This window comes from Humiphilus diazotrophicus (genome assembly GCF_059726315.1).
In genome coordinates this window covers 3,263,721-3,289,798 of the sequence record NZ_AP040870.1, presented here as the reverse complement: position 1 = coordinate 3,289,798, position 26,078 = coordinate 3,263,721, and the positions used below count along the sequence as shown (strand labels likewise).

The 26,078-nt window shown below is 51.4% G+C and carries 22 protein-coding genes and 1 riboswitch; of the genes, 12 read left to right on the top strand and 10 right to left on the bottom strand.

Features of this window, described 5'->3' with window-relative positions; genetic code table 11:
- Positions 1-19: 19 nt before the first annotated feature.
- Positions 20-3,268 carry a TonB-dependent receptor gene (locus tag AC6I7T_RS14135; protein ID WP_497794124.1) on the bottom strand — a complete coding sequence of 1,083 codons (3,249 nt, stop codon included), beginning with the start codon at positions 3,266-3,268 and terminating at the stop codon, positions 20-22.
- Between the two features lie 321 nt (positions 3,269-3,589).
- Between AC6I7T_RS14135 and AC6I7T_RS14130 the strand changes: the two genes are divergently transcribed.
- The gene (locus AC6I7T_RS14130; RefSeq protein ID WP_497794123.1) at positions 3,590-3,883 is read left to right on the top strand and encodes a type II toxin-antitoxin system Phd/YefM family antitoxin; all 294 of its coding nucleotides are present in this window, start codon (positions 3,590-3,592) and stop codon (positions 3,881-3,883) included.
- Positions 3,856-4,314 (top strand): type II toxin-antitoxin system VapC family toxin, encoded by a 459-nt coding sequence (locus AC6I7T_RS14125; RefSeq protein WP_497794122.1) that lies wholly within the window; start codon positions 3,856-3,858, stop codon positions 4,312-4,314. The genes AC6I7T_RS14130 and AC6I7T_RS14125 overlap by 28 nt, the downstream gene beginning before the upstream one ends.
- Before the next feature lie 182 nt (positions 4,315-4,496).
- On the opposite strand, the gene AC6I7T_RS14120 is transcribed toward AC6I7T_RS14125, so the two are convergent.
- The 4 genes from AC6I7T_RS14120 to AC6I7T_RS14105 form a co-directional block, all read right to left on the bottom strand.
- Positions 4,497-5,240, bottom strand: coding sequence for a class I SAM-dependent methyltransferase (locus AC6I7T_RS14120; RefSeq protein ID WP_497794120.1), 744 nt, complete (start codon positions 5,238-5,240; stop codon positions 4,497-4,499).
- Positions 5,234-5,899, bottom strand: coding sequence for a 3,4-dihydroxy-2-butanone-4-phosphate synthase (ribB, locus tag AC6I7T_RS14115; RefSeq protein WP_497794119.1), 666 nt, complete (start codon positions 5,897-5,899; stop codon positions 5,234-5,236). The genes AC6I7T_RS14120 and ribB overlap by 7 nt, the downstream gene beginning before the upstream one ends.
- Positions 5,900-5,990: 91 nt before the next feature.
- Positions 5,991-6,134: riboswitch (FMN riboswitch) on the bottom strand.
- A gap of 72 nt (positions 6,135-6,206) precedes the next feature.
- Positions 6,207-7,457: an efflux RND transporter periplasmic adaptor subunit gene (locus AC6I7T_RS14110; protein WP_497794118.1), complete on the bottom strand. Its 1,251-nt coding sequence runs from the start codon at positions 7,455-7,457 to the stop codon at positions 6,207-6,209.
- Positions 7,457-10,633 (bottom strand): efflux RND transporter permease subunit, encoded by a 3,177-nt coding sequence (locus tag AC6I7T_RS14105; RefSeq protein ID WP_497794117.1) that lies wholly within the window; start codon positions 10,631-10,633, stop codon positions 7,457-7,459. The genes AC6I7T_RS14110 and AC6I7T_RS14105 overlap by 1 nt, the downstream gene beginning before the upstream one ends.
- A 129-nt stretch (positions 10,634-10,762) precedes the next feature.
- Here AC6I7T_RS14105 and AC6I7T_RS14100 point away from each other — a divergent pair, with 129 nt between their 5' ends.
- Entirely contained in the window at positions 10,763-11,101 is a 339-nt protein-coding gene (locus tag AC6I7T_RS14100; RefSeq protein ID WP_497794116.1) for an ArsR/SmtB family transcription factor, read from the top strand.
- A gap of 73 nt (positions 11,102-11,174) precedes the next feature.
- Here the strand turns inward: AC6I7T_RS14100 and AC6I7T_RS14095 are convergent, their stop codons facing one another.
- On the bottom strand, positions 11,175-11,651 hold the full coding sequence (locus tag AC6I7T_RS14095; protein WP_497794115.1) for a DUF1572 family protein: 477 nt from the start codon (positions 11,649-11,651) through the stop codon (positions 11,175-11,177).
- A gap of 897 nt (positions 11,652-12,548) precedes the next feature.
- On the opposite strand from AC6I7T_RS14095, the gene AC6I7T_RS14090 reads away from it, so the two are divergent.
- The 8 genes from AC6I7T_RS14090 (at position 12,549) to AC6I7T_RS14055 (ending at position 21,033) form a co-directional block, all read left to right on the top strand.
- Positions 12,549-13,664, top strand: coding sequence for a WD40/YVTN/BNR-like repeat-containing protein (locus AC6I7T_RS14090; RefSeq protein ID WP_497794113.1), 1,116 nt, complete (start codon positions 12,549-12,551; stop codon positions 13,662-13,664).
- Positions 13,661-13,957 carry a MoaD/ThiS family protein gene (locus tag AC6I7T_RS14085; RefSeq protein WP_497794112.1) on the top strand — a complete coding sequence of 99 codons (297 nt, stop codon included), beginning with the start codon at positions 13,661-13,663 and terminating at the stop codon, positions 13,955-13,957. The genes AC6I7T_RS14090 and AC6I7T_RS14085 overlap by 4 nt, the downstream gene beginning before the upstream one ends.
- Before the next feature lie 142 nt (positions 13,958-14,099).
- Entirely contained in the window at positions 14,100-16,685 is a 2,586-nt protein-coding gene (locus AC6I7T_RS14080; RefSeq protein ID WP_497794111.1) for a glycoside hydrolase family 3 protein, read from the top strand.
- 290 nt (positions 16,686-16,975) lie between these two features.
- Positions 16,976-17,263, top strand: a complete 288-nt coding sequence (locus AC6I7T_RS14075) for a hypothetical protein (RefSeq protein ID WP_497794110.1) — start codon at positions 16,976-16,978, stop codon at positions 17,261-17,263.
- Between the two features lie 366 nt (positions 17,264-17,629).
- Positions 17,630-18,028, top strand: coding sequence for a DoxX family protein (locus AC6I7T_RS14070; RefSeq protein WP_497794109.1), 399 nt, complete (start codon positions 17,630-17,632; stop codon positions 18,026-18,028).
- A gap of 48 nt (positions 18,029-18,076) precedes the next feature.
- Positions 18,077-18,523 carry a hypothetical protein gene (locus AC6I7T_RS14065; RefSeq protein ID WP_497794108.1) on the top strand — a complete coding sequence of 149 codons (447 nt, stop codon included), beginning with the start codon at positions 18,077-18,079 and terminating at the stop codon, positions 18,521-18,523.
- 212 nt (positions 18,524-18,735) lie between these two features.
- A complete protein-coding gene (locus AC6I7T_RS14060; protein WP_497794107.1) occupies positions 18,736-20,715 on the top strand; it encodes a cytochrome b/b6 domain-containing protein in 1,980 nt (659 codons plus the stop codon).
- Between the two features lie 27 nt (positions 20,716-20,742).
- Positions 20,743-21,033 carry a c-type cytochrome gene (locus tag AC6I7T_RS14055; protein WP_497794106.1) on the top strand — a complete coding sequence of 97 codons (291 nt, stop codon included), beginning with the start codon at positions 20,743-20,745 and terminating at the stop codon, positions 21,031-21,033.
- Between the two features lie 78 nt (positions 21,034-21,111).
- Here the strand turns inward: AC6I7T_RS14055 and AC6I7T_RS14050 are convergent, their stop codons facing one another.
- From AC6I7T_RS14050 to AC6I7T_RS14040, 3 genes are all read right to left on the bottom strand, one after another.
- Complete coding sequence (locus AC6I7T_RS14050) at positions 21,112-22,017, bottom strand: pirin family protein (protein ID WP_497794105.1); 906 nt, start codon at positions 22,015-22,017, stop codon at positions 21,112-21,114.
- A gap of 64 nt (positions 22,018-22,081) precedes the next feature.
- Positions 22,082-22,639 carry a YceI family protein gene (locus AC6I7T_RS14045; RefSeq protein ID WP_497794104.1) on the bottom strand — a complete coding sequence of 186 codons (558 nt, stop codon included), beginning with the start codon at positions 22,637-22,639 and terminating at the stop codon, positions 22,082-22,084.
- A gap of 148 nt (positions 22,640-22,787) precedes the next feature.
- The gene (locus AC6I7T_RS14040) at positions 22,788-23,390 is read right to left on the bottom strand and encodes a hypothetical protein (protein ID WP_497794103.1); all 603 of its coding nucleotides are present in this window, start codon (positions 23,388-23,390) and stop codon (positions 22,788-22,790) included.
- Positions 23,391-23,849: 459 nt separating this feature from the next.
- Between AC6I7T_RS14040 and AC6I7T_RS14035 the strand changes: the two genes are divergently transcribed.
- A complete protein-coding gene (locus AC6I7T_RS14035; RefSeq protein ID WP_497794102.1) occupies positions 23,850-24,479 on the top strand; it encodes a hypothetical protein in 630 nt (209 codons plus the stop codon).
- A 566-nt stretch (positions 24,480-25,045) separates the two neighbouring features.
- On the opposite strand, the gene AC6I7T_RS14030 is transcribed toward AC6I7T_RS14035, so the two are convergent.
- Positions 25,046-26,065 carry a hypothetical protein gene (locus AC6I7T_RS14030; protein ID WP_497794101.1) on the bottom strand — a complete coding sequence of 340 codons (1,020 nt, stop codon included), beginning with the start codon at positions 26,063-26,065 and terminating at the stop codon, positions 25,046-25,048.
- Positions 26,066-26,078: the final 13 nt, after the last annotated feature.

Here is a 26,078-nt window from a genome sequence, read left to right as displayed (position 1 = left end):
GATAAGGTACCTTCCTTTGTTAGAAGACCAGCTTCAGTGCCAACTGGATCTGACGTTCGGTCGAGTTGGTCTTTGTGATCTGCCCAAAGTTTGTAGAGGAAATATTCGCTTCCGGAGGCCCCAGGCTGACGGTATTCAAGACATTAAAGAAGTCCGCCCGGAAGTCCAAATGTGTTCCTTCTGTGATCGTGAATGCTTTGCTTAGGGCCGCGTCTAAATTGTGGAATGATGGTGCACGTTCGCTACCCACTCGTGCAGTACCGAAGCCGTTGAGCGTTTCCTCTCCATAGGCGCAACTTGCGTGAACTGGATCGTCAAATGCGCAGCGCGTGGCCGATGGATCGGTACCAAACCAATGATCCGTCGATTGATTCCTGATCTTTAGTGGACGATAGTGGTTTGCACGATCGGTGCGTTGATTTGCGGAGTAATGCTGATTGGAGGCAATCGTGATCGGAAAGCCGGAATGCAGGCTTGCAACAGCTCCAACCTTCCATCCCCCGATAGCTTCATCGGCGAGGCGATTTATGCCTTTGCCGAAAAGTTTACCTCGGCCAAAAGGCAGGTCGTAGTATCCGGAGAACGAGAAGATGTGAGTAGCGTCGAAAAAGGCAGGTCCGTAATCGCCACCACCGTTGTATGCGTCTTGCCAGTAAGCGCTCTGCGATGCAACACCACCGGCTCCGTAGTAGCCAAGATTGTTGGTAAGGGATTTGCTGAAGGTATAGTTGGCAAGGAATTCAAGGCCGTTTGTAGCGCGTTCACGGATAGTAGTTTGTAACGCGTTGTAGTTCATGTTCGCTTTGGATTCCGTATAGCTGACTACCGTTACCGCAGGCAATACTGCTGCCAAGGGTAAAGGGCAAGTGGCGCATGTCTTCTGGTTTCCTTCCCGTGGATTCACAAGGTGATTCCCAGCTTGTCCAAGATAAGCTACGACCAAAGAGATGCTGTTGTTAATTGCATATTCGGTCGTGAGATTAAATTGCTGGATAAGTGCAGGCTTGAGGTTTGGATCCCAGGCGCGAACATTTCCTGATAGCGTACTGGCGTTTGCAGGACGAGGAAATCCATTTTCTGATTGGAAGGACTCTCCATTTTCCGATTGCTGCGACGAATCGACGAAGTACGGTGGATTCAGAGTTAACCGGAGATTGGCGCCCGTTCCCTCTAGGAAGTTAGTAATTCCATAGCCGCCGCGAACGACTAGCCGCTCATGGAATCTCTCCGGGGAGAAGGCAAAGCCTACTCTGGGCATGAAGCCGCCCCAGAAGGCGTGATAGAGAGCGCGGCTTGCACCGTTCTTTCCGGCATAGGTCACAGCACCGGTGTAGATGTTTACATTGACCTGCTTGTCATTGACCTCGTATAGAGGCTGGTCCCACTCCCAGCGAAGCCCGAGATTGATGGTTAGGTTAGGCTTGAGCTTGAAATCGTCCTGGAAGAAGAGAGCATCTCTCCACTGCCTTTGCCCCCAACGTCCAGTTACAGCTCCTTGCCCATATTTGTATGCTCGATCCTGAAGAAAATCTTGCCAGCTTGAGTTTGAAAATTGACCGCTATAGACGAAATATCCGAGCGCTCCGTCGTTGCCGGAGTAATAGCGATTCTGCTGGTACCGTAGTGCCTGGCCACCGAACTTCAGCGTATGACGTGCGAGCTGCCAGCTCATCACATCTCCATAGGTATAGGCATTTACAATGCTATCGCTGCCAATGCCTCCGAGAGATCCATCCTTCGGTACTCCAATAGGATTGAGTCCCTCTACAGCGCTGATATCGAAACTACTAATTCCTGGTACTAGTTGAGCCCCAGGAATTCCCAGCTTCTGATTACCTGCGGCTCCGAATTTTCCGGCGATGTCCGTGGGCGTTCCAATATAGCGGGAACGGCCATAACCCGCACGAGCTTCGTTTACCACTCGTGGAGAGAAGACGTGCGTCCAGTTGAGGATGAATCCGGTGTATGGATCCGAGTTGTTGGAGGGGATATCGGTTGGGAGTGCTACTTTCGTATATCCACTTGTTTCCCGTCCGATTGAAAATCTTCCGGAAAGATTGTCATGGGCGGTGAGCCGGGAATCGATCTTTATGTCGCCCTGGTCATTGTGCGTTGCCTGTCCGGAGCTTCCAACGAAATTGTTAACTAACCCGTAGGTTCCAGTTCCCGTCGCATTGGGTAGTGGATACACTTCCGGATGTGCAAGAAGATACTGTGCAACAGGATTGGTGATCGGGACTGTCTGCCCGGTTTCCGGTATCACACCGCTCCGCATTGCTGCATTCGGAACACTTCTTGATTCCGAGGTGCTGCTATGTTGTCTGGCACCCTGATAATCGACAAAGAAGAACAGTCTGTCTCTCAAGAGCGGGCCGCCAAAGGTTCCACCGAACATCGACCGGTTCAGCGTAGGAACTGCACCAAAATCCGCGCGGTTCGGATGGTGCTTGTTTGTCCAGCTGTTCGCGTTGAGATTGGTGTTCTCCAGGAACATGAAGGCGTTGCCGTGAAAATTGTTTGTGCCGCTCTTGGTGACCATTACGATCTGGCCGCCATTGGAGTTGCCGTATTCGGCAGTGGCATCGCCGGTGATTACGCGAACCTCTCCTAAAGCATCTACGTTCGGGCTGTAGGCGATATAGTTGTCGATCGATTCATTGATATCTGCGCCGTCGAGGGTATAGTTGTTCGTCTGTTCGCGGTTGCCGTTGACGAAAAATCCACCGTTGTATCCGGCGCGTCCAATACTGTTCTGAGCGCTGGGTGCCGTGGTAACGGCGCCCGCAACGAGTAGCGTAAGCGAAGAGAAGTTGCGGGCTTGCAGTGGAACTTCCGTAGCTGCCTGCGCTGTAATCGTATCGCCGGTAGTCAGGTTTTCCGTGTTGAGGATAGGCGCAGCCGAAGAAACGAGAACATTCTCGTTGGCTTGGCCTATCTGCAGTCTTACGTCGATCTTTGCTTCCTGGCTGACCTCAAGATTGAAGGGACCCGCAGTGCTTGTCTGGAACCCACTGGTTTCAATGGTCAGCTTATATTGGCCAATCTGAAGGAAACGTAGAGTGTAGATGCCTGCCGGGTTTGTTTCTGTGGTTGTGCGAATACCCGTAGCGGTGTTTAGTGCGGTAACTTTGGCTCCCTGAACAGCTGCTCCACTTGGATCTGTAACTGTTCCTGTGATAGAGCCTGTGATGGTTTGAGCAAAGCCGGATATCAAGCCTAGCTGCAAGAGAATACATGAACATAACAACAAGAAACGTGAACGCATCATCTGTCTCTCCTCAAGTTGCTTGCGGCAGATCGTTAAGGGAAGAACCGGAGACTTAACTTCGCAGCCACTAGAGCCTGTTGGTGCTAATGTGTGGTGCTGATGAAGCTATAACGGCAAACGATTTGTCTTGGAGGAACTGCGTAGTTTCTGATCTTTACTTCGGATTACATCTATAGGGAAAAAGTTCAAGACGGTCGAAACTTCAACCGAAAGTTACCTCAGAGTTAACTTACTTTACAGAGAGTGTTCTGAATACGCAAGCGATGAATTCAGTCTCAACAGGAACATGACCAACTTGGTCATGTTTATTACAATCGCTCCATGAAGGTAGTCAATATCAGCGACTTAAAGGCACAGCTTAGCGCGCACATCAGGCTTGTCGAGGAAGGTGAAGAAATTGTGGTCTGCGACCGCAATAAGCCTGTGGCGCGGATTGTTCCCTATCATTTAGGTGACTATTCCGAGCAGGAACAGCGATTGATAGCCAGAGGAGCCCTTGTTCCTTCCTTGCGGCGCAGGTCTCGTTCTGCTTCTTTCTCCTGGCCGGAACCGCCGGGCAATATCTCCGATGAGGTTATAGATCAACTATGGCAGGAAGAGCGGGAAAGACGATAAATCGATCCACTGCGTTTTGGGATACCAGCATCCTGTTGCCTCTTTGTGTACGTCAAAGTGCGACAGCGAAGGCATCTACTCTATATAAGAAGTATGAGATGGTGGTCTGGTGGGGAGCTCCAGTCGAAATTGCCAATATCCTGGCTCGCCTCGTGCGCTTGCATCATATAGATTCAAAGGGCTGGACAGCAGCTTGGAAGCTTGCAAAAAGCCTAAGTGAGTCCTGGGCGATGATGCAGCCTTCCGAAGCATTACGCTCCCGCGCGATTCGCCTCGTCGACCGGTACGATCTCTCTGCAGGTAGCGCGCTGCAGTTGGCTGCAGCGCTAGAGTGGTGCGAAGGCATACCTCAAGAAAGGGTTTTCCTAACCTTGGATAAGCAACTTCGCGAAGCCGCACTCCTTTGCGACTTTAATGCTTTACAGATTTGAAGCCGCACTAAAGCATTTCCCTAAATACTGTGAACTTTCCAAGCAAGGGGAAGAGCGGTTTCCTTGGGAGGAAAGCCGCACCGAATTTTATTATCTCGGTCTATACATCTTTTCGGGAAATGCACTAAGCAAAAATCTCTAAGACAATTGGCCTATTATCTTTCGGAGTACGGACAATAAACTTATATCTTCTGGGCGGCGATTAAGAGTATCGACGGCCTTCGGAAGTGTAGTGATAGTTCGGGCCTCTTTTGCAAAGCCTCAGGAGCGGGTGTTGGTTCCTCTACCCTGATAAGCCTGAATCCAGCTTCAATTAATCCGTTGAGATAGCTTTCGACTGTTCGGTGGAACTTAACTACACCATCTATAAACCATCTTGTAAGTCTTTTCCCTTCGTTGTGGTAGTTGTCGATAGGCCAATGCAACTCGTCAAGAGAAAGATCCCGGCACCAGCCTGTAGGGCTGGCGGTGCATATAGGGTGTTCCACTGAGAAGACAAAGCGTCCACCGGATTTGAGTGATGCCTGAATTTTTCGGACAGCAGCTTTGTAGTCCTGGACATAGTGGAAAGCTAGAGAAGAGACGACCAGATCGAAGCTGCCAACTACAGGTGCGTATTTTTCGATAGATCGATGGATGTAATGGATATGTGCATCTTGGGTGAGGTGAAGTGCTTCGATCAGCATCTTTTCCGAGGGATCGATGCCATAGATCTCGTGTGCCTGCTGTTCCCGTGCATAACGCGCAAAGTGTCCAAAGCCACAGCCAACGTCAAGGATTCTAAGTCCTGCTAATGGGGGCAACAGCCTGCGAAAGGCAGGCTGTTCCAAAACTACATTGATTCCACTCTCGGTGCGTCTAAGCTCTTGATATCCGGCAAAGAAATCGGGATTGTCGTAGATGTTCTGGACGTGCTGTTTCAACATGATCCGCTTCCGACGGCTGAAATCTCGTTCATCAGATCCTCGATGCTAATCAGCGGCAGGCGATGTTCCTGCGAGAATGCCACGACCTCCTTACCTCGCATCATGGTTCCATCAGGGTTCATGAGCTCGCAGAGGATTGCCGCAGGTCGTAGTCCTGCCATCTGCGCCAATTCCACCGCTCCCTCCGTATGTCCTGGACGCTCAAGAACTCCTCCCGGAGCTGCGCGTAAGGGAAATATGTGACCGGGGCGAACCAGATCCTCGGGTTTTGCACTGGGACGAATCGCTGCCTGGATCGTCTTTACCCGGTCATGAGCGGAGACACCGGTTGTAATACCATCCCGGGCGTCGATGGAAACAGTGAAGGCCGTGCCGTAACGGCTCTCATTATGTTCGACCATAGGGGGGAGCTGGAGCTGTTTTGCGTTCTGATGGGTAAGGCAAAGGCAAACAATTCCACTGCATTCACGAATCAGCAGCGCCATTGTGGGAATCGTGATCCGCTCGGCAGCGACGATCAGGTCGGCTTCGTCTTCCCGATTTGCATGATCGGTGAGGATAACAGGTCGACCTTCGCGCATGGCTGTTAATGCTTCTTCCAGCCGCGAGTCAGACGATGAAGATTTAGTGGAAGGTCTAGAAGATATTTGAGTCGACATTGAAACGCTCCTTCGCTTTCGCGACAAACGTTTCAGGGCAAAAGGGCAAACTGTACGGCCAAAGTCGTGAGACTCTGGCCGCACCAAACCTGCACATCTTCTTTCATCCGGACTCTAACCGTCGGCTCTGGAATCGCACCAGATCTGCTGTCCCTGCAACGTTGCAGGCGCTCGCGGGCTTGTTCTTGAAGAACTTACCGCCGGTGGGGACTTTCACCCCGCCCTGAAGACGTATTTCGTCGGTATCCCGACATCACCATCATACTGCTTTCTGTGCGGAAAGCAGTAGAGGTATGTCAAAGGTTTGTCACCTTACCTCTACCTGCTGCCCCTCGGCTAACAAATCTCCCGGATTCGATACCAGAGATTCCTGACCATCGAGCCCGCGAACAATTTCCACTTTCGTTCCCAGATCTCTTCCTACTTCAACTGTCTGGAAGTGAATCTGCTTGGTAGACGAAACAGAAACGACGTGCATGCCGTTCTTGTCGACAACCAATGCGTTGGACGGAATAACCAGCGTCGGCTGAGTCCGGGCAAGTACAAATTTGACCTGCGCATACATTCCCGGAAGCAACGAGCCGTCACTGTTATCGACTTGCACCTCGGTCAACATGGTGCGAGCAGCTGCATCGAGTGAATCGGCGCGACGGACAATTACACCGGTATATTGGCGGCCAGGCCTTTCCCGAACTTCAATGGTGGCTTTCTGTCCCGGCTGGATATTGACGGCTTGCGACTGTGGAACATTTACCTGAATACGAAGCGTTTTGCTCTGAGAGATGGTGAAGAGGTTCTTGCTTCCGTTCCCTCCTGCATTCACCAGGTCGCCACGCTCAACATTGCGTTCCGTAATTACCCCGTCGAAGGGTGCTACCACTCGCTCAAAACCTTGTAGCTGTGTCAGCCGCTGTACATTTGCCTGATTCGCCTTGAGATTAGCTTCTGCTACGGCGATGTTTGCCTGAGCCGATGACACATCGGCAGATCTTGCATTGAAAGTTTGTACTGCTTCATCGACCGACTGCCGCGAAATTACGTCGCTCTTTCCCAAGGCTACATAGCGATCCTTCGTGACGCGCGCGAGTTCGACGTTTGCCTTAGCCTGCTCTAAATTCGCTCTGGTTTGCTGCACTGTTGCCTGGGCTTGTATGACCGTTGCGCGTGCTTGAGTCAGTTGTTGATCGATCTCAGGCGAGGAGATGATAGCCAGGATCTCTCCCGCGTGTACCTGGGAACCGATATCGACAGTTCTTCTTTCCACATAGCCGTCCGATCGGGCATAGACAGATGCTGTGTAGATAGGTTGAATGTTGCCGGGCAAGACGAGCTCCGATTGGGGAGGAGCCTGTTCCGGATGAATTACTGAGACAACGGGATGCGTTACGGCTGCCTCCCGAACGGCGGCAAGCGCGTCTCGCTGGCGCTCCAGTCGAGGCACTATGCCGACAACGATTAACCCCGAGAGTAAGAGAATGCCGGCAACAATTCTTACGATGCGGCCTCTAGCGGTCTTCTTCGGGTTTTCAAGAATTTGAGTGCTGCCACTGGTGTGCATCAGGCAATCTCCTGTTTCGAGGTTTCACTTCTTTCGTGAATGATGCTGAACATTAGAGGAACAAAGAACAGCGTCGCGAAGGTTGCCACCGACAGACCTCCGATTACCGCTCGTGCTAGAGGAGCATTTTGTTCTCCACCTTCTCCGAGTCCGAAGGCCATCGGTAGCATACCGATGATCATTGCAAACGCAGTCATGCAGATAGGGCGCAATCTGGTGCATCCTGCATCAATTGCTGCCTGCAGTGCAGAACGTCCTTCCTCACGTTTTTGATTCGCGAAGGTTACAAGCAGAATTGAGTTCGCCGTTGCTACGCCAATCGACATGATGGCGCCCATCAAGCTGGGAACGTTGAAGGTCGTCTGGGTAAGGAAGAGCGCCCACACAATTCCGCAGAAAGCTCCGGGCAATGCGCAGATGATGATGAACGGGTCGAGCCAGCTCTGATAATTCACCACCATCAGCAGGTAGACGAGCAGAGCCGCGAATACCAGCCCTAATCCCAGGCGTGTAAAAGCTTCCCGCATACTCTCCACCTGTCCGCGCAGGACGATGATGTTTCCCGGAGCAAGCTTCTTGTTCTCCTCCTTGATAATTCGCTGCACTTTAGCCGCAACCGAGCCTAGATCGCTGTTTTGCGTATTCGCATAGATATCGAATACAGGCTGAACGTTGTGATGGTTGGCCACAACTGGTTGAATCGAGGGAGAAAGCGTTGCCATGTTTCCCAGCAATTCCGTGCGGTTGGAGAGCGTATGCAGCGGGATCGGTGTGTTCTCGAGAGCATTTACCGAGTCCAACCGATATTGTGGCGTTTGCGTTGCGACCATATAGGTCATGCCCATCTTGGGATCGAGCCAGAAGTTCGGCTGTACAGCCGCGCTCGAACTGAGAGAGACATAAACGCTATTGGCTACATCCTGCTGGGTAAGTCCGAATTGAGCTGCTCGCGTACGGTCAATATCGAGGTGCATGTCTGGGCCATTCACCACCTGATGAAGGTGAACGTCGACAGCTCCCGGAATCGATGCAATCCTCGAACGCAGTTCACGTGCGATTTCATAGTTGTTCGGATCGTAACCTTGAATCTGTACATCGATTGGTGCCGGTAGACCGAAGTTCAAAATCTGCGTCACGATATCCGACGGCTGGAAATAGAAGATCAATTCCGGAAACTGCGTCTGCAAGCGGCGACGAAGTTGCTTCACGTACTTCTCGGTAGAACCATGATGCTTAGCATTCAGCGAGACCAGAACCTCACCATCGAAGCTTCCGATAGTTGCTCCGTCTCCGAAAGCATCGTTGAAGGTCTCAGGAGGCAAGCCGATATTGTCCAGCGTCAGTTCGAGCTCTTTTGCCGGAATGGTTTGGCGGATCTGATCTTCTACCCGACTAAAGATAACTTTGCTTTCCTCAATTCGCGTTCCGGCGGGAGCACGTACGTGCAGCCGGAACTGGCCTGCATCCACTGCCGGGAAGAAGTCTCTTCCCACAAACGGTAGAAGAAGGAATGCTGTTGCCATCACGGCCGCGGAGGACAATAGAGCGGCCTTCCGATGTGCAAGGAAGCGGCGCAATATTTCTGTGTAGCGGGTGCGTACCCACAAATACCCGTCATTGAAGCGATCATTGATATGCCCAAACCAGCTCTTGTGCTGAACACCTTCTACGATGCCGGTTGCAGGATCGACCGGGTGCTGCTCCGTTCCGAGCAAGTAATTCACCAGGACGGGAACGAGGGTTCTCGATAACACATAAGAAGCCAGCATGGCAAAGACTACAGCTAATGCCATCGGCGTAAAGAGATACTTCGCCGGGCCTGTCAGAAAGACAACGGAAACGAAGACGATGCAGATCGTAAGCGTCGAGACAAAGGTTGGCGTTGCAATTTCCGATGCGCCGATCAACACCGCGTCATAGAGCGATTGCCGCCCCATGTGCCGGTGAATATTCTCGATGGTCACGGTTGCATCGTCTACCAGGATTCCGATTGCCAGTGCAAGACCGCCCAGCGTCATCGTGTTTAGAGTGTGGCCCAGGGCGCTGAGCACGATAATCGAGCTCAAAATCGACAGTGGAATCGAGATGGCGATGATTAGGGTGCTGCGCCAGCTTCCCAGAAAAAGAAGAATCATTAAGGCCGTTAATGCCGCCGCGATGATTCCCTCTCGCAGTACTCCTTGTATCGACGCACGAACAAAAATCGACTGATCGAAAAGCTCGTGTATCTCCATCCCCTTCGGCGCTGCTGCTCTCGATGTGGGCAGAATATCGCGCTTGATCTGGTTCACGATATCTAATGTCGATACCGAACCGGTCTTCATGATGGTCAGCAGGACAGAAGGTTTGCCATTTGAGCGAACAACGTTCTGCTGAACGGCCCAACCGTCGCGTACATGCGCCACGTCACGAACGTAGACCATCGCCCCATTGACCTGCTTAACGGGGACGTCGTTCAGGGTCAAGGCATCTACTGGGCTGGAGTTCGTACTTACGGTGTATTCCCGGGCTCCTACTTTGACTGAACCTGAAGGCAGCGTTACGTTCTGAGCGTTGATTGCATTGGTGACGTCAATGGGCGTCAGCCCTTTAGCTTGTAGAGCATTTTGGTCGAGATCGACCATGATCTGGCGCGATACCCCGCCGTATGGTGCCGGAAGGAGCGTTCCCGGCACTGTCGAAAGTTGTTGCCGGACGCGGAAAATGCCGTAGTCATACAGCGCCGACTCCGAAATACTATCGCTCGATAGAGATAACTGAATGATCGGCACTGTCGAGGCACTGAAGCGTAATATCCACGGTGGATTCACCCCAGGTGGCATGCGGAAACGAATCGACTGCACCGCGGCACCTACCTGGGACATTGCGGCGTCAATGCGTACCTGGGGATGGAAGTAGATTTTGATGACACTTGTGCCGTTGACTGTTTGCGAGTCAATAGACTTCACATCGTTCACCACCGCCATTACGAATTCACTGAAGGTGGTGATACGGTGCTCCATCTCTGAGGTTGGAAGACCAGAGTAGGACCAGATGACCGTGATTACCGGGATATCGATATTCGGAAAGATGTCCGTCGGGGTCGTCGCAATCGACGTTACCCCAAGAATAATGATCAGTAATGAGGCCACAATGAAGGTGTAGGGCCGGTTTAGCGCAAGTCGAACAATCCACATGGTGGCACTCCAGAAAAGGAATCGGGACGTACTTCAGGTGAATATTTTGATGTTTATCGAAATATCTGGATTCACGAACTTTTCCACACAGAAGTGAGAGTGCACTCTAAATTATGTTGCGGAGGAAGCTTGGCTTACTGCATCGTTATAGGTATGGCCGATGTAACAGAAACAGACGCGGCCCTGATCGGTAAGGCTTTAGGGGATCCGACGAGGTTGGGTATCTACAGTCAGATTATGGGTCGGAAAGAACTTTATTGCGGAGAACTGTGTGCTTGTCAGCCCATCTCCGGTGCAACAATCTCTCACCATTTAAGGGTGCTGACCCAGGCTGGATTGATTACCTCGCGGCGGAGTGGGCAACACATCTTCTATCACGCTGTTCCCTCCAGGCTCGCCGCTTATCGCCGGTATCTGTCGGCTATAGGAAAGCAAGCGAAAGAGGGGAAAGAGAAGAAAGCAAGATAACTGCTAAGGTGATTAAGCCTCCCATACGATTTGATCAGCACAGGATCAAATCGCAGGGAGCGCTCTGTAGGCTCTATAGGGAAGCCAGCTCAATTGCCGAGTGCTGCGTGACAAATCTGCGCAGGTAGTCTATCTGGCCAAGATGCCAATTCAGATGGGCATAAAGGCTCATGAGAAATTGCAGTGTCGGCAAGGTGGTTTTGAAGACCTTCTCAGGAAAATCGGTTGCCAGCTTTTCTTCTGGCAGGGATGCGATTACGTCCGGAATCACCTGCTTCAGGTGGCCTATGCGTGCAAGCAGCTCTTTGGCTGCAATGTTCTTCGATGAAAATTCCTCATCGCGATGGCGCTCGTAAGGAATACCCCCAAGTTGCCGCCCTACAAATTCACGCAAGTTACCTTCTAGATGTAGGGTAAGATTCGCTGCAGAGTTCGTTATTCCAGGGGCAATTTCCCAGAGTGTTCCTTCGTCGGGGAAGGCTTGGATTTCCTGCTCAAGTCTAGTTAGGTCACGACGAAATAGCGATGCAAGATCTTGTGCCGTATTCATGCGGTAAGTCTTACGCAAATTCCATGTATCGACAAGGGGCGGGATGGTTGGCTGCTTGCCGATAGAGCCTATGGTCCCGCCCGCGGTAGAGGCTCCAGCAGTCTTTGTGGCCCGGCAAGAGCCGTCTAGTTCTGGGAGGCTTTACGTTGGCTCTCATGCTTTTCGATAAGGCTGGCGCTTGCCGGGAAAATCGCAGGAAAAGCAGGAAGGGTCCTCCGCCGCTGAGACCAAACTTCTCGGCGACAATACCTGCGAGTGCTGCGAGGGTCGTAAATATTGGGTAATCAGAGGATTAGGCTGGCTTGAATCACTTGGCAATTCGAAGCTTTCTCTTTGTTGCCAATTACTCGTGACGGTAGCCATCCAAATGCAACGTAGTGATTATCTCTAAGTTTTAGAATGATTTGTCTGAGGCTGCGACTGAAGGGTGACATTGAAATCAATTCCCCCAATCTCAGCACCAAGACTTTATCTCCAGCTGTACACTGGCAGGCAGCTATGCAAAAAGACCAAGTTCTTGATTCCCCCAATAACTTGCAGCCCGCGCCGGAAACTTCAAAACGAGACCTCTCGACCTATTGCCCTCAATGTGGAGCACATCTGAAGGATTGGCGTTGCAAGATGGTCTGCGAAACCTGTGGTTTCTTTTTGAGCTGCAGCGACTTCTATTAACCGTATCGATCAGCCAAAATTTTCGAAGTCTTGTTGTCGATTTGCGGATCTCCCATTCGATTCTCTATTGAGCCGAGGTGCATCCTTCTGTGGCTCTGCCCATGGTTGAGAAAGGTCTTCCCCGGTTAGGTCATTTTAGGTTTCGGTGTAGACACGATTCTTTGGGTGTCCATACCTAAACCTGAATTGCTCTAGTAAATAGAAAACCGTGAAAAGGAGTATGGAATGAGCAAGGTTCGAGTACTTGTAGGTACGCGCAAAGGTGCATTCATCCTGACATCCGACGGCAAGCGCGAAAAATGGGAGGTCAGTGGTCCTCATTTTGGTGGTTTGGAGATCTACCACGTCAAAGGATCTCCTGTGAACCCGGATCGCCTCTATGCTTCGCAGACCAGCGAATGGTTCGGGCAAGTTTTACAACGCTCCAACGATGGTGGAAAGACGTGGGAATCGGTAAGTAATAAGTTCAGCTACGAAGGAACTCCAGGAACACATCAGTGGTATGACGGGACACCCCATCCCTGGGAGTTTAAACGTGTCTGGCATCTTGAACCATCGCTAACCGACTCCGAGGTCGTTTACGCAGGTGTCGAGGATGCCGCTCTTTTCCGCTCCGACGATGGCGGCCATAACTGGCAGGAGCTATCCGGTTTGCGTGGTCATGACACAGGGTCGAAGTGGCAGCCCGGTGCGGGGGGAATGTGCTTACACACCGTTATTCTCGATCCCAGTGATCCCGGCAGAATCTATATTGCCATTTCTGCTGCGGGCGCCTTCCGAACCGACGATGGAGGAAAAACATGGAAGCCGATAAATCGTGGGCTGAACTCGAAGTACATTCCGGATCCCGAGGCGGAAGTCGGCCATTGTGTTCATCACGTTGCCATGCATCGCTCCCGTCCGAATGTCTTGTTCATGCAGAAGCATTGGGACGTTATGCGTAGCGACAATGCAGGGGAATCGTGGCAGGAAGTAAGTGGAAACCTTCCGACAGACTTCGGCTTTGTCATCGATGTTCATGCACATGAGCCGGACACTATCTATGTAGTGCCAATCAAAAGCGACTCCGAGCATTATCCGATGGATGGGAAGCTTTGTGTCTATCGTAGTAAGACCGGAGGGAATGAGTGGGAACCACTCACGACGGGGCTGCCACAAAAAGATTGCTATGTGAACGTCCTTCGCGATGCAATGGCTGTCGATAGCCTCGACTCCTGCGGTGTGTATTTCGGAACCACAGGCGGTCAGGTATATGCATCGGCAAATGCGGGAGAGACCTGGGCGCCGATTGTGCGGGACCTTCCGGCTGTTCTTTCCGTTGAGGTCCAGACGTTGCCATGATCCGAGTCGAGCTTCCGTATCATCTGCGGAACCTTGCGGGTGTTGGCAGTGAGGTTGAACTGGATATCGAGGGCTTGGCCACGCAACGGTCAGTCCTCGATGCCCTGGAAGCCCGTTATCCAATGCTATGCGGGACGATTCGCGATCGGGATAGCAAGCAACGCCGGGCGTTTCTACGATTCTTTGCCTGCGGGGAAGATCTATCCCACGACTCGCCAGATACGCCATTGCCCGAGGCCGTCATGAAGGGGCATGAGCCCTTCATTATTCTTGGAGCTATCGCTGGAGGATAAGCAAACGATTGTCTAGATGAATACTACAAGCTAAGGGCATTCATTTGCCCCTTTCCAAACCTGCCCTTCTTTTGAGAGTATTGCTTGCCGTATCGACGTCTCATTTGACTTCGTTGAAATAAGCTCAGGGGGCAGGATCTCGATGCTGACCGGAAACCGCAGCTTTGCGTTCGTCATAAGCTTGCTCATATTTGGAGGCTTCCTTGGGGGAGGCCTCTCCTTTGCACAATTCCCTGTTGCCGACCCGGCAGCGGTGGATCGACGAGTCGATGAACTCATCGCCAAAATGACCTTGGAGGAAAAGATCGATCTCCTCAGCGGCGATACTCCTTTCCGGACACACTCTATTCCGCGCCTGAACATTCCTTTCTTTCAAATGACAGATGGTCCGGTGGGCGCCCATATCCCTGCGCCGACTGTTGCCTATGCGGCGGGCATTGGGCTCGCTGCTTCATGGAATACAGATCTCGCGTTGAGGATTGGTGAAGAACTGGGACGTGATTCGCGCTCGCGCGGAGCTGCATTTCTACTTGGTCCCGGTGTCAATATCTATCGCGCTCCAATGAACGGTAGAAATTTCGAGTATTTCGGAGAAGATCCGTACTTAGGTAGCCGCATTGCTGTTGGATATATTCGCGGAGTCCAGAAAGAAGGCGTTTCTGCAACGGTCAAGCATTATCTCGGAAACAACTCCGAGTATCTGCGTCACGATACCGATTCGGTAATTGACGAAAGGGCATTACGAGAAATCTATATGCCGATCTTCGAAGCTTCCGTTAAGGATGCTCATGTAGGAGCAATCATGGATTCCTACAATCTAACTAACGGCGAACATATGACACAGAACCGCCGCCTGAATGTGGAAGTAGCCAAGGAGCAATGGCACTTCCCGGGAATAGTTATGTCGGACTGGGTCGCCACTTATGACACAGCGGCTGCGGCAAACGGCGGACTCGATCTTGAGATGCCCTATGGTGTCTATTTCAGCAGGGAAAAGCTGCTTCCTCTTGTGCAGAGCGGAGCGATCAGTCAATCTACCATCGACGAGAAGGTGCGGCGTATTTTGCGAGTGGCCGCAGCTTTTGGATGGCTTGATCATCCGGTAAAAGATCTGTCGATTCCTCGCTACAACCTAAAGGGGCGGGCAGCTTCGTTACAAGGTGCTCTTGAGGGAACGGTGCTGTTGCAGAACACCGGCGGAGTTCTACCTCTTGAACGTTCCGCACTTCATACAATCGCAGTAATCGGTCCTACGGCAGCGCAGACGATTACGACAGGTGGCGGTAGCGGAGAGGTCGTCAGTTTTGCAAACACCAACTTGCTAACCGGCATCAGCAATGCGCTGGGTGAAAACGCCAATGTCCTTTATGCACGTGGACTCTACACCATCGAACAGCTGGCACGGCTGACAAAGTTCACGACTGACGAAGCTGGTACGCAACCGGGCGTGACACACGAGACGTTTTCAAAATCGAATCTCGAAGGAGATGTGCAATCGACCATTGTCGAGCAGACGATGGTCAGTCCTGGAGGTACACGCCGTTTGCCAGAGGAGCAGGAAATTAACGCCCTCATGATGCACAGGACACAGAATCCTTATCGGACGCCTCCTAATTCAAGCCGGTGGACCGGTTACTATACCCCGGCAGAGGAGGGGGATTTCGCCATTTTTGTTCGCACCGATGCGAGATTCCGTCTTCACGTCGATGATCAGGTTGTCTTCGATAATACTGTCATTCCGAAATACATCCTGAGTCAGACGACAATGCACCTGGGGAAGTCGGCCCACAAGGTTGTGCTGGAAATGGTTTCACAGCAGTTGGGTAGTGTCTCCGGTGTGCGTGTCGGTATTGCTCCGCTCAAAGATATTGTCGATCCAGATGCCTTGGCGATTGCGTCGAAAGCTGACGCTGTGGTCCTGGCTGTAGGTTTCGACAACCTATCGGAATCGGAAGGCGGAGACCGCTCGTTTGAGCTTCCTGTCGGTCAGGTTCAGCTTATCGAGAAGGTTGCCTCTTTGGGAAAGAAGACCGTTGTGGCTATCACTGCGGGCGGCAGCGTGGACGTTATGCCGTGGAAAGATAAGGTTCAGGGTATCTTTGCAACCTGGTATCCCGGGGAATTAGGAGGTGCAGCATTCGCCAAGTTGCTTTTCGGCGAAGCCAATCCTTCGGGGCACCTTCCTATCAGCTGGGAGAAGACTCTGTCGGATAACCCTAGTTTGGCAAGCTACTATCCAGATCCAGGGACAAATAAGATCCATTACCGGGAGGGTATCTTTGTCGGTTATCGGGGGTATGAGCACAGCCGCAAAGATCCGCTTTATCCCTTTGGCTTCGGACTCTCTTATACCAGCTTTAGCTTTTCCAACCTCAAAGCAACGCCGTCAGGAAACGGAAAATATACGGTTACTTTTGACGTGACCAATACAGGAGATCGTTCTGGCGCTACTGTTGCCCAGCTGTATGTAGGACAGGAGAATCCACATATAGGACGTCCGGTGAAGGAGCTCAAAGGCTTTGAAAAGGTCTTTCTGGCGTCAAAGGAGACAAAGCATATCACCCTAGAACTCGTGCCGCGCAGCTTTGCCTATTTCGATGTGAAGAGTGGAGTCTGGCATGTAGACGCGGGTGCTTATCAGCTTATGCTGGGCGATTCTTCTTCCCACATAGATCAGAAAGCAACTGTGCGCATAGATAAGGAACTCAGCGTTTCTGTGAGCGAGTAGTCCGAAAGCCGGTGCAGGGAATTTGCTTCGGAGCCTCTGGCTTAGCCCTATTGGATGGTCAACAGCAGTGCAGGGTTTGCTCAACAAACAGCAACGGGAGTGGGAGACTGTAACAGTAAGTTCCCTGCTTCCTTCTTTCTCTATCTCCAGGTATAGTTTGTTGGGCCAGAGGTAGTCGTTTCCGTCGTGTGCTGGCAACGGTGAGAGTACTTGGTGGCTGGGCATGAGTTTGTGTCCTATGGCAGCCATTTTTTACCAAACGGCTTCTTCCTATCTCAGGAGATTTTGTGATGGTGCATATTTCAGTAGCGAATCGCGGACAATCCGAATATCAGGTGGTTGTCGAAGAGGGCGCAGGAAAAACCACTCACAACGTTACAGTAATGCCAGACCAAATGAAGCGTTACGCTCCCCAAGGGGTCTCTGCCGAGAAACTGGTAGAAGCCTCATTTGAGTTTCTACTGGAGCATGAGTCGAAAGAGTCAATTCTCCCTCATTTCGAACTCTCCGTTATCGAACATTATTTCCCGGAATACCCGCGAAAGATTCGTGCCAAGTTGTCGCGAATTACGGGCTGATCGGAATTCCATATCCCTCATCAATGAAAGCTTGCTTTAGCTCTGGGCTGTTTGCTTACGGTTGCTCTCTGGAGTTTTACGCCGCAGAGAAGATTGAGCCTGATGCAGTTGGTGCTAGAAGATTCTGCTCCCCTATCTTTGAATTGTTTTCTCAATTAAGTTCCTGGGCCTGTCGATTTCAACATTTCTGGTTCGATACAGAATCGAGACCTGAGTACTAGAGCTCGTCTTCTGTAAGAGGTTTCCGAAGTCACGGAAGCAAGACCGAGAATCAGCTTGTTTGCTTTCTGTTGCGGCTGTACCGCGATAGAAGGACGGTTCTAAATGAAGTTCTAACTTCCAAAACAGAGAAAAGGAGAAAAGCCAATGTCGGTTACTACTCAAGAAATCAGCATCTCAAAAGGGGCTTTGTGGACCGGGCGCATCTTGAGTGCCATTCCCATACTGATGATGCTCTTTGCCGCCAGCACGAAGCTGTTAAGGACTGCCGAAGTGGTTCAGGGATTTGCTAAGTCTGGCTATCCCACCAGCCAGATTTTGACTGTCGGACTTCTGGAGCTTATTTCCACTCTCTTTTATCTCTTTCCGCGGACATCGGTGCTAGGTGCAATCTTGATGACCGGCGTCCTGGGTGGCGCCGTTGATGAAAACGTCAGGCTGACCAGCGGGGTTGTTGTTCTTCCTATCGTTCTCGGAATCTTTGTCTGGGGAGGCCTCTTTTTCCGCGATAGCCGGATTCGTGAGCTGATTCCCTTTCGTCAATAAGTGAAAACTCTACAGCGAATAAACGCTCCGGTATGGCGGAAGGGAGAGATGTACAGCAGAGGATTCTCGAAAGATCGTCTCGATCGTATGCCTCGTCTCCTTGCGGGGCACGTCGAGCGTGGCGATATCCCTAGAATGGTGGCACGGGTTAGCCGCAATGGTGAAACTCACGTGGAAGTTCTTGGGACGCTGTTGGCTGGTGGAGGAGAGCCGGTCAAGCGAGATACGATCTTTCGCATTGCATACATTGATCCTGCAGAAGGTATGTTGAGACTCCTCTTTTACGCAACGGCTAATGGATTCTCCGGAACCTCCCCAGGTATTTGTCGGTTTCTGGACGTTAGCGTATCAAGCGATGGCGTAAGACATGTGTTAGATAGAGTGATTTTGTATCTGTATGTTTCTGAAATGCTTACCTTGGTTCTTGAGGCACGTCTGGCATCAACTCCTCCTCCTCGGCTGCCAAACTTAAAGATGCTTCAGCCTTTCCTCTAAAGGGAAAGCTAAGTCCTGTCTTTACACAATTTTCGAAAAATGTATCCCGGATCACAGATTGCTCTATAGTGCTCAAGTTAGCTTGCGGGAGAAAGTGCGAGCCAGCGTTGTTCTCTGCTGAAAGCAAGGGTGGCATAGAGATGCTGGTACTGCGGCAAAGCGAGCCCCCGGCCAACTTCCCCGACGTGGAGCCTCGCGTGTGAGGACTTAGCATGTTGTGTTTCCGTAAGCTGGCTGCTTGTAACCGGCTCTTCTTATTGGTTTTAGCTTTTGGTTTTCTGACCTTTGCAACTATCTCTTCCGCAGAGAAAAAGCCTCGCAATGAAGATTGCCTTGCCTGTCACAACGATGCTTCTTTAACCAAAGATGTTGATGGCAAACAGGTAAGCCTCCAGGTCGATCCCAATCATTTCAAGAATTCCGTTCATGGCAGCATGCTTACCTGTGTGGATTGCCACAAGGGAGTAAAAGCGGAACCTCACGAGACTACTCCTGCAAAAGTAAGTTGTAAGGACTGCCATGCTGATGAGCAAGCGGCCTATGATCGTAGCTTTCACGCAAAAAGTCCTCATCCGGGAAAAGGGAGTGCGGCAACCTGCCAGGACTGCCACGGGAACATTCATGAAATGGTGCCCACCTCCGATCCGAAGTCGCGGGTGAGTCATGCTAATATTCCTGCGACTTGCGGCCAATGCCATGGCCAGAAGTTTGTGATGGAGTCTCGTGGACAAAGTGCACAGCCTTTCATGTCCTACCAAGAGAGTGTGCATGGCAAAGCCTTGGCGGCAGGAAAAGATGGCGCTGCCGTTTGTACCGATTGCCATGGTTCACATGAGATTCTTCCCGCCAACAATCCCCAGTCTCCTATCTTTAAGTTCAATGTTCCCCAGACTTGCGGGAAATGCCATCAGAATGTCTCAAAGGATTTTGTTCAAAGTATTCATGGACAGGCCTTAGCAAGAGGCAATGACCAGGCGCCGGTATGTACGGATTGCCACGGGATTCATTCCATTAAGGCGCATGTCGATCCTACTTCTCCTGTTTCTGCATTAAACCTTGCCAAGGCTACCTGTGCGCGCTGCCACGAAGGAGTGCGACTGTCACAGGAGTTCGGAACCCAGAAGCACTCTGTGGCCACTTATATGGATAGCTATCATGGCCTCGCGGCACGAGGCGGATCGCAGGTTGTGGCGAACTGCGCAAGCTGTCACGGAGTGCATAACATTCTGCCTTCGAGTGATCCGCGGTCGACGATTAGCAAGGAGAACTTGGCCAAGACCTGCGGCGCCTGCCATCCTGGCGTGAATGAAAGGTTTGCGCAAAATCGGGTTCACGTCGATTCCCGCAGTTCTGCCGATGTTGGCAGCATTGCCGTGCGTTGGATTCGCCGATTCTATCTGTTCCTGATCTTTGCTGTGATTGGGGCAATGCTCCTGCACAACATAATTATCTGGCGGGCAAAGGCAATTGCCCGGCGTAAAGCAGAAGGGGCATTCGTAGTGCGGATGTCTCCGAACCAGCGCTGGCAGCATCTGCTTCTGCTGATCAGCTTCTTTGTTCTGGTAATCACAGGATTTGCTCTGAAGTATCCGGATTCCTGGTTCGCAAATGCCTTGGGGATGAGTGAGCGTTTGCGCAGCATCACTCATCGTATTGCTGGCGTGGTGATGATTGGTGCCGGAATCTATCACCTCTTTTACTTGGCCCTAAGTCCAAGTGGGAGAAAGCTGATTCGTGACTTCTTCCCGAAATTGAAAGATGCCTTCGACGTAATTGGAACCATGCGGTATTATCTTGGGCTGAGCCGCAAGAAGCCCGAATTTAGTCGCTTCAGCTATGCAGAGAAAGCTGAATATTGGGCGCTGGTGTGGGGCATTATCATCATGGCCGCCACCGGAATCATGTTGTGGTTCAAGGTGCTGGTTGGCGATTTGCTTGCACGCTGGTGGATTGACGTTGCGACGGCTATCCATTTTTATGAAGCGGTTCTGGCAACATTAGCGATTATTGTGTGGCACTTCTATCAGGTGTTCTTTGATCCTGATGCTTATCCCATGAATTGGACCTGGTGGGATGGCAAGATGTCTCGGAAGCACTATCAGGAAGAGCACGCGCTGGATACCGAGGCTCTCGCGGCAGAGGTAAACGAGACGGCAGAGAAGAACGATGACGGAGAGTCGCAAAAAAGTTAGGCAGTATGTGGTGAAGGGAGAATAGGGATGAACAAAAGGCTTGCTGTCGTAGCATTACTCGCGGTCTTCTCCACTGCGGCATTTGCCCAGGACGGGGCCGCTCTATACAAATCGAAGTGTGCGGTCTGTCATGGCGCGGCTGGAGAAGGTAAGGGAAAGGTGGGACCTAAAGTCGCAGGTACAACCAAGACTCCCGAACAGATAGTAGCTCTGCTAACTAAAGGTGGGGCAGAGAAAGGGCATCATGTAAAGCCCGTAGCAGGATTGCAGCCCGATCAGGCAAAGGCCATTGCTACCTATGTGAAAGGGCTCAAGTAAGTTCGCTTCCGAGGCGAGGAAAAGCAATAGCTTCGGGGAGATATCATCCCGAAGCTATTGCGAAACACATTTCCAAATTCAGCGACGCCTGATGAAAGTTCCACCATGCAGCTCAACCATTGCCTGGCGTAGCTGCGCCTCAGTATTCATCACAATCGGTCCATACCAGGCGACCGGTTCCTCAATCGGCTTTCCGGAGACGAGCAGGAAGCGGATACCTTCTTCTCCCGCCTGAACTACAATCTCATCACCGCGATCGAAGAGAACGAGCGAGTGGTTGCGGGCATCGTATACAGGTGCAGCTTCTGGCCTCTCGGTATGCTCGGTCAGGACCGGCTGCGGATCAGACGAGTCCCGGAATGTTCCCGACCCTGCAAAGACGTAAGCAAAAGCATTCCGTGTGGTCTCGACCTTCAGCCTCTTCTTGCGACCCGGAGGTACAGAAATGTCGATGTAATTCGGGTCTGCCGCTACTCCCTCTACCGGGCCTGTCTTGCCCCAGAACTCTCCGCAGATAATGCGTGCTCGAGTCCCGTCATCCTCGGTTACCTCGGGGATAGCACTTGCAGGAATGTCCTGGTATCTCGGATTGGTCATTTTCAGCGCAGAGGGCAAGTTCGCCCATAGCTGAAAGCCATGCATCCGGCCCTGCTCATCTCCTGAGGGCATTTCCTGATGCATGATGCCGCTACCTGCCGTCATCCATTGCACGTCGCCGGCCGTCATCTTTCCATGATTGCCCAGGCTATCGCCATGCTCTACCGCTCCGGCCAGTACGTACGTGATCGTCTCAATGCCGCGATGCGGATGCCATGGGAACCCCGCAAGGTAGTCCTCTGGATTCTCGTTCCTAAAATCGTCCAGCAGCAGGAAGGGATCGAACTCCTTTGTTTTGCCGAAGCCGAAGGCCCGCTGAAGCTTTACGCCAGCCCCCTCTACTGTGGGCTTGGTTTGAATGATCTCTCTAACTGGACGGAGTGACATGTTCTTTTACCTCTTCTGCGTATGGGAAAACGCTGACTTTGGATGTGGCTGTCTCTCGAAAGATTCAGGCCTTCACAAACTGCACATCCAATGTGATAGTTACCTCTTCACCTACAAGAATTCCGCCTGTCTCAAGTGCCGCGTTCCATGTAAGACCGAAATCTTTCCGGTTGATCTTGGTGGTTGCCGATAAGCCGATGCGGGTATTGCCCCAGGGATCTTTTGCTGCTGCGCTTGGTCCTTCCGCACGGAAAACTACCTTGCGGGTTACACCGTGAATGGCTAGATCGCCTTCAATGGAGAGCTCTCCATCGTCTGTACGGGTAATGCTCCCCGATTGGAAGGATAGCTTGGGATAGGTTTCGGCGTCGAAGAAGTCGGCACTCTTCAAATGCGCATCGCGCTGTTCGTCGCGAGTATCGATGGACGAAGCGTCAATTGAGGCCTCAATGCGCGAATTGGCAATGTCGTTTTCATCGAGGGATAGTACTCCGGATACTGCGGTGAACTGTCCTTTTACGTTCGAGATCATCATGTGCTTGACTTTGAACTCGGCAACGGAATGAACGGGATCGATGTTCCAGGTGGTTGTGGCGGTTTGTGTCGCGGTGGCTGTTGTCATGGCCCTTTTTCTCCTCTTGGCTATATGATTCGTTTGAACGATATTCGTTGCAACAAATAATTTTTGAAACATAGCGATCTACCCGGTCCGCAACGTTAGAGGTTTTGCGGATCGGGTAGATCGCTGAAAATTAAATGGTTAGATTTCTCTAAAGAGAGAAAAGGTCGACACTGCCTTTGGCGAGGTTGATTTCTATATTGCTTTTACCCGTGCCCGAAAGAGATCTAGACACTACGAAGTGACGTTTCTTTCCGCCTTGGCGATGGTCGTGTAGGGCACCAAAGGCGATGCTTACCTTCAGTTGATGGTAGGAATCGGTGTTTCCATGAAACTTCACATCTCCGGAAGCCAGATTGATGGTGCGATTGCTCTCCGCTTTGTCCGCTTCAAGCGAAACGCTGCCGTGAGCCAAATTCACCTCCAGATTGGGAGTGGAGGCTGGAAGGACAACAACAACCTTGGCCTGCAACTCCTTGGGGAGATGGAGCCTCAAGGTAGTATGTGTTGGATCTACATCCGGAGTCTGAACGTAGTCGACAAGATTCTTTTGAGGAGAATCCTTACCTGCGTCGATGGAGATTTTTAGCTGGCTGTCCGTTCCGCTTCTAATGGTCAGATCCGCTACACAGATATCCAGAGTGACCGATGTACTATTCCCAAACTGCCGGTTCAATTCCAGGTGGTCTGCCGTTGCATGATCATTTTCCGTGAGTGCAATATGCGTTGCGGGAAGGCTTCCGTCGCATTTCATATCGTGGCTTTCGGCTAGCGACGTTCGTGCAAATAACATGCAGCCGAGAAGGATTGATCCTAAAACAACTCTTTGTCTAGCACGAGGGCGTGTCATAACCAGCAATACGAGATCTCCACCTGGAAAGTTCCACTCTTTCCCTTCCGTTCCAGTCTACGTCGCACATCCCTCCCGGTGGCCAAATGGTTTATGGCTCAAATAGATCCATAGCAAGAAAGTAACTATGTGAATTGCATTATGTAGAATTGCAAATGGAAGGCTATCGTGCCTTTGGTTTGATGGGGTGGAAAGAAAGCTGTACCCGAAGGGTATTAGAAGGTTTACATAATTGTGAAAATACTCTAAAAGTAGTGGTACTTCGAGCGCAAGGAACGGTATAAGCGATTTACATCATCGCAAGTCCGGTTCTGCCTTGTTATGTGGTGGCAGTTACAATCAGCACTCCAGTAGAGGGATGAGATGATCGCTAGAAGAATGTTGGCCAGTGTGGCGCTTGTGTGTGGCTTGTTGTTTGCCAGTCTTGCAACGGAGGCGCAGCAGTCAAAGCCTGTGTCTAAGGGAAATCCGACCGATATCGATGTGGCCGTCACGTATACGGCAGAACGGGCCAAAATAGTCTCTGTGGATTGCGGCTGCTTCTGGCTGCATGGGGGGAGTGCGAACGCCGCATTTACTTTCTTTCATGGACTCGGAGTAGCAGCGAATCTGACCGGGAATCATGCTTCCGACATCCAGTCGGGAGTGGATCTTGACAAGGTGATGTTCACAATGGGTCCTCGATATACCTACAGCCCTGAGAAGTGGAAGAACCGCTATCTCGGAAGTCATGGCGTCGCAATCTTTGGTGAAGGCCTGATCGGCGGTGTCCATGCGTTCAATAGTATTTTCCCTTCGTCAAAAGGTGCCCAGGGCGCTGCGAGTTCTTTTGCTGTGCAGGCAGGAGGCGGAATCGATCTGCGCGTCTCCAAGACGATTGGCGTTCGTGCCGTTGAGGTCGATTACGTGCGCTCGACCTTACCGAATAATGCAGATAATGTTCAGCACGATCTGAAGCTTGCCGCCGGTGTCTCCTTCCACTTCCGTCGCTAGTCGCAGTTCTCGTAAATACAGGCAGCCTTCCTATGGGAACGCTGCCTGTGTTTCGAGTTTTTATATTGCAAGCAGCAAACGAAGAAGAAATCGACGCAGGAAGGTGGCGGTCAGAAACCGCCACCACAGCCGGTTCGGAGACCGGCGCTACATGAGAGCTGCTTACCCTTCTCCGGCTCGTCTCACGCCCGCTTCCTGGGCGGCTTTCAGTAGATGCTGACTTCTGTAATTTCCTTTACGACGAGGAAACGTAACAAAGTAAAGTCAAGTTGCCCTTTTCAAGTGGGGCAATCGTCGGCGGTTTCGATTTCTAACTTCGCTGAAGTTGGGATGTACTGCACTATAGAGGTAGCCTTCATCAGCCTTTGTTCGTTGCCGTTCGTGTCACCACAGCGCATTCTATTAAGCTACGGCAGACGTACAGTATAGTAGCGCCGGTCTCCGAACCGGCTGTGGTGGCAGTTTCTGACCGCCACCCCTTCGTAGGTATTCCTCTTTGCGCCAATAACAAATGTAGGAACTAGTAAATACAGGCAGCCTTCCTATGGGAACGCTGCCTGTGTTGTTTAGTTAATGGGAGCCGTTTCACGTACTGAGCAGTATTGCATGATCGTGGAAGCCGACTTGATCTGAATTGGAGCTCCTTTAGGGACGACAAATTCACTTTCTCCGAACTGGACAAATCGTGTGGAGTGGTCGTCATCGAGTTGAGCCCAATCGAAGGTATATCCCAGCGATGTCCATGGGTATGGATATGGTAATTGGGTGCCATAAGAAGAGTAATACTGCGAAAAGAACCAGCCTTTATATTGATCCCCTGCCTCCGAAGGTGGAGGTCCCAGTGCGCAGCTTGTTGTTGTAACTGAAGGCACAACGCAAGGACGAAAGAGATGTGTCGGAACTGAGGGATCGGTAACCGTAAACTCTACGAAAACTGTTTTGCCATTCAGAGGTGGAAGCCCTAGCCGCTCTTCCAAACGCTCGGTAAGTTGCCTGACAGAGGCGACATGCTTATTCGCAAACTCCTGGCAGAAGTCCTTCAGCTTAGGGACAGCCGTCACCCACACATCGTATGGAGCGGCGGAAATCCAGGTATTTGTGCCCTTGTGGAAGGCCGAAAGCTGCGATTCTCTGATCCAGGTAACGACTGTTGCCGGTTTGGAAGAATCGATCGCCACCAGAGAGGAAGAGATGTCGGTTGGTGTTGGCATCCGTGTTTGATTGACTGAGCGCAGATATCTGTCATAGCTGGATCTCAGATGATTCGCCTCAGGGAATGAAGGAATACAAGCAGTTGAGTCCGTGGGCGGGTGATAGGGGTCTCGGATGAATTTGAATCCTGAGTCGGACGCATGAGCATTTGTCGCGAGCAAAATACTCCATTGATAACTTGAATCTCCGAAGTAAGCGCTGGATAAGTCTTTGAGGGAGTTCGATCCAATCATAGGCTTAGCTTCACAGGCGGGTACGTATGAGGCTGTTTGTTGTGCTATGAGTGAGGCGGAAAACACCAGGCAGAACACCATAAGAATTGCAGCCGGTTGCATGTGGTATTTCGGAGAGTCCTTCCTGTCGCGAGTGTTCATGATCGTTTCACCC

Coding starts and splice junctions, on each gene's coding strand:
- AC6I7T_RS14135 (WP_497794124.1), bottom strand. CDS start 3,268: ATGATGCGTTCACGTTTCTTGTTGTTATGTTCATGTATTCTCTTGCAG.
- AC6I7T_RS14130 (WP_497794123.1), top strand. CDS start 3,590: ATGAAGGTAGTCAATATCAGCGACTTAAAGGCACAGCTTAGCGCGCAC.
- AC6I7T_RS14125 (WP_497794122.1), top strand. CDS start 3,856: ATGGCAGGAAGAGCGGGAAAGACGATAAATCGATCCACTGCGTTTTGG.
- AC6I7T_RS14120 (WP_497794120.1), bottom strand. CDS start 5,240: ATGTTGAAACAGCACGTCCAGAACATCTACGACAATCCCGATTTCTTT.
- ribB (WP_497794119.1), bottom strand. CDS start 5,899: ATGTCGACTCAAATATCTTCTAGACCTTCCACTAAATCTTCATCGTCT.
- AC6I7T_RS14110 (WP_497794118.1), bottom strand. CDS start 7,457: ATGCACACCAGTGGCAGCACTCAAATTCTTGAAAACCCGAAGAAGACC.
- AC6I7T_RS14105 (WP_497794117.1), bottom strand. CDS start 10,633: ATGTGGATTGTTCGACTTGCGCTAAACCGGCCCTACACCTTCATTGTG.
- AC6I7T_RS14095 (WP_497794115.1), bottom strand. CDS start 11,651: ATGAATACGGCACAAGATCTTGCATCGCTATTTCGTCGTGACCTAACT.
- AC6I7T_RS14090 (WP_497794113.1), top strand. CDS start 12,549: ATGAGCAAGGTTCGAGTACTTGTAGGTACGCGCAAAGGTGCATTCATC.
- AC6I7T_RS14085 (WP_497794112.1), top strand. CDS start 13,661: ATGATCCGAGTCGAGCTTCCGTATCATCTGCGGAACCTTGCGGGTGTT.
- AC6I7T_RS14080 (WP_497794111.1), top strand. CDS start 14,100: ATGCTGACCGGAAACCGCAGCTTTGCGTTCGTCATAAGCTTGCTCATA.
- AC6I7T_RS14075 (WP_497794110.1), top strand. CDS start 16,976: ATGGTGCATATTTCAGTAGCGAATCGCGGACAATCCGAATATCAGGTG.
- AC6I7T_RS14070 (WP_497794109.1), top strand. CDS start 17,630: ATGTCGGTTACTACTCAAGAAATCAGCATCTCAAAAGGGGCTTTGTGG.
- AC6I7T_RS14065 (WP_497794108.1), top strand. CDS start 18,077: ATGTACAGCAGAGGATTCTCGAAAGATCGTCTCGATCGTATGCCTCGT.
- AC6I7T_RS14060 (WP_497794107.1), top strand. CDS start 18,736: ATGTTGTGTTTCCGTAAGCTGGCTGCTTGTAACCGGCTCTTCTTATTG.
- AC6I7T_RS14055 (WP_497794106.1), top strand. CDS start 20,743: ATGAACAAAAGGCTTGCTGTCGTAGCATTACTCGCGGTCTTCTCCACT.
- AC6I7T_RS14050 (WP_497794105.1), bottom strand. CDS start 22,017: ATGTCACTCCGTCCAGTTAGAGAGATCATTCAAACCAAGCCCACAGTA.
- AC6I7T_RS14045 (WP_497794104.1), bottom strand. CDS start 22,639: ATGACAACAGCCACCGCGACACAAACCGCCACAACCACCTGGAACATC.
- AC6I7T_RS14040 (WP_497794103.1), bottom strand. CDS start 23,390: ATGAAATGCGACGGAAGCCTTCCCGCAACGCATATTGCACTCACGGAA.
- AC6I7T_RS14035 (WP_497794102.1), top strand. CDS start 23,850: ATGATCGCTAGAAGAATGTTGGCCAGTGTGGCGCTTGTGTGTGGCTTG.
- AC6I7T_RS14030 (WP_497794101.1), bottom strand. CDS start 26,065: ATGAACACTCGCGACAGGAAGGACTCTCCGAAATACCACATGCAACCG.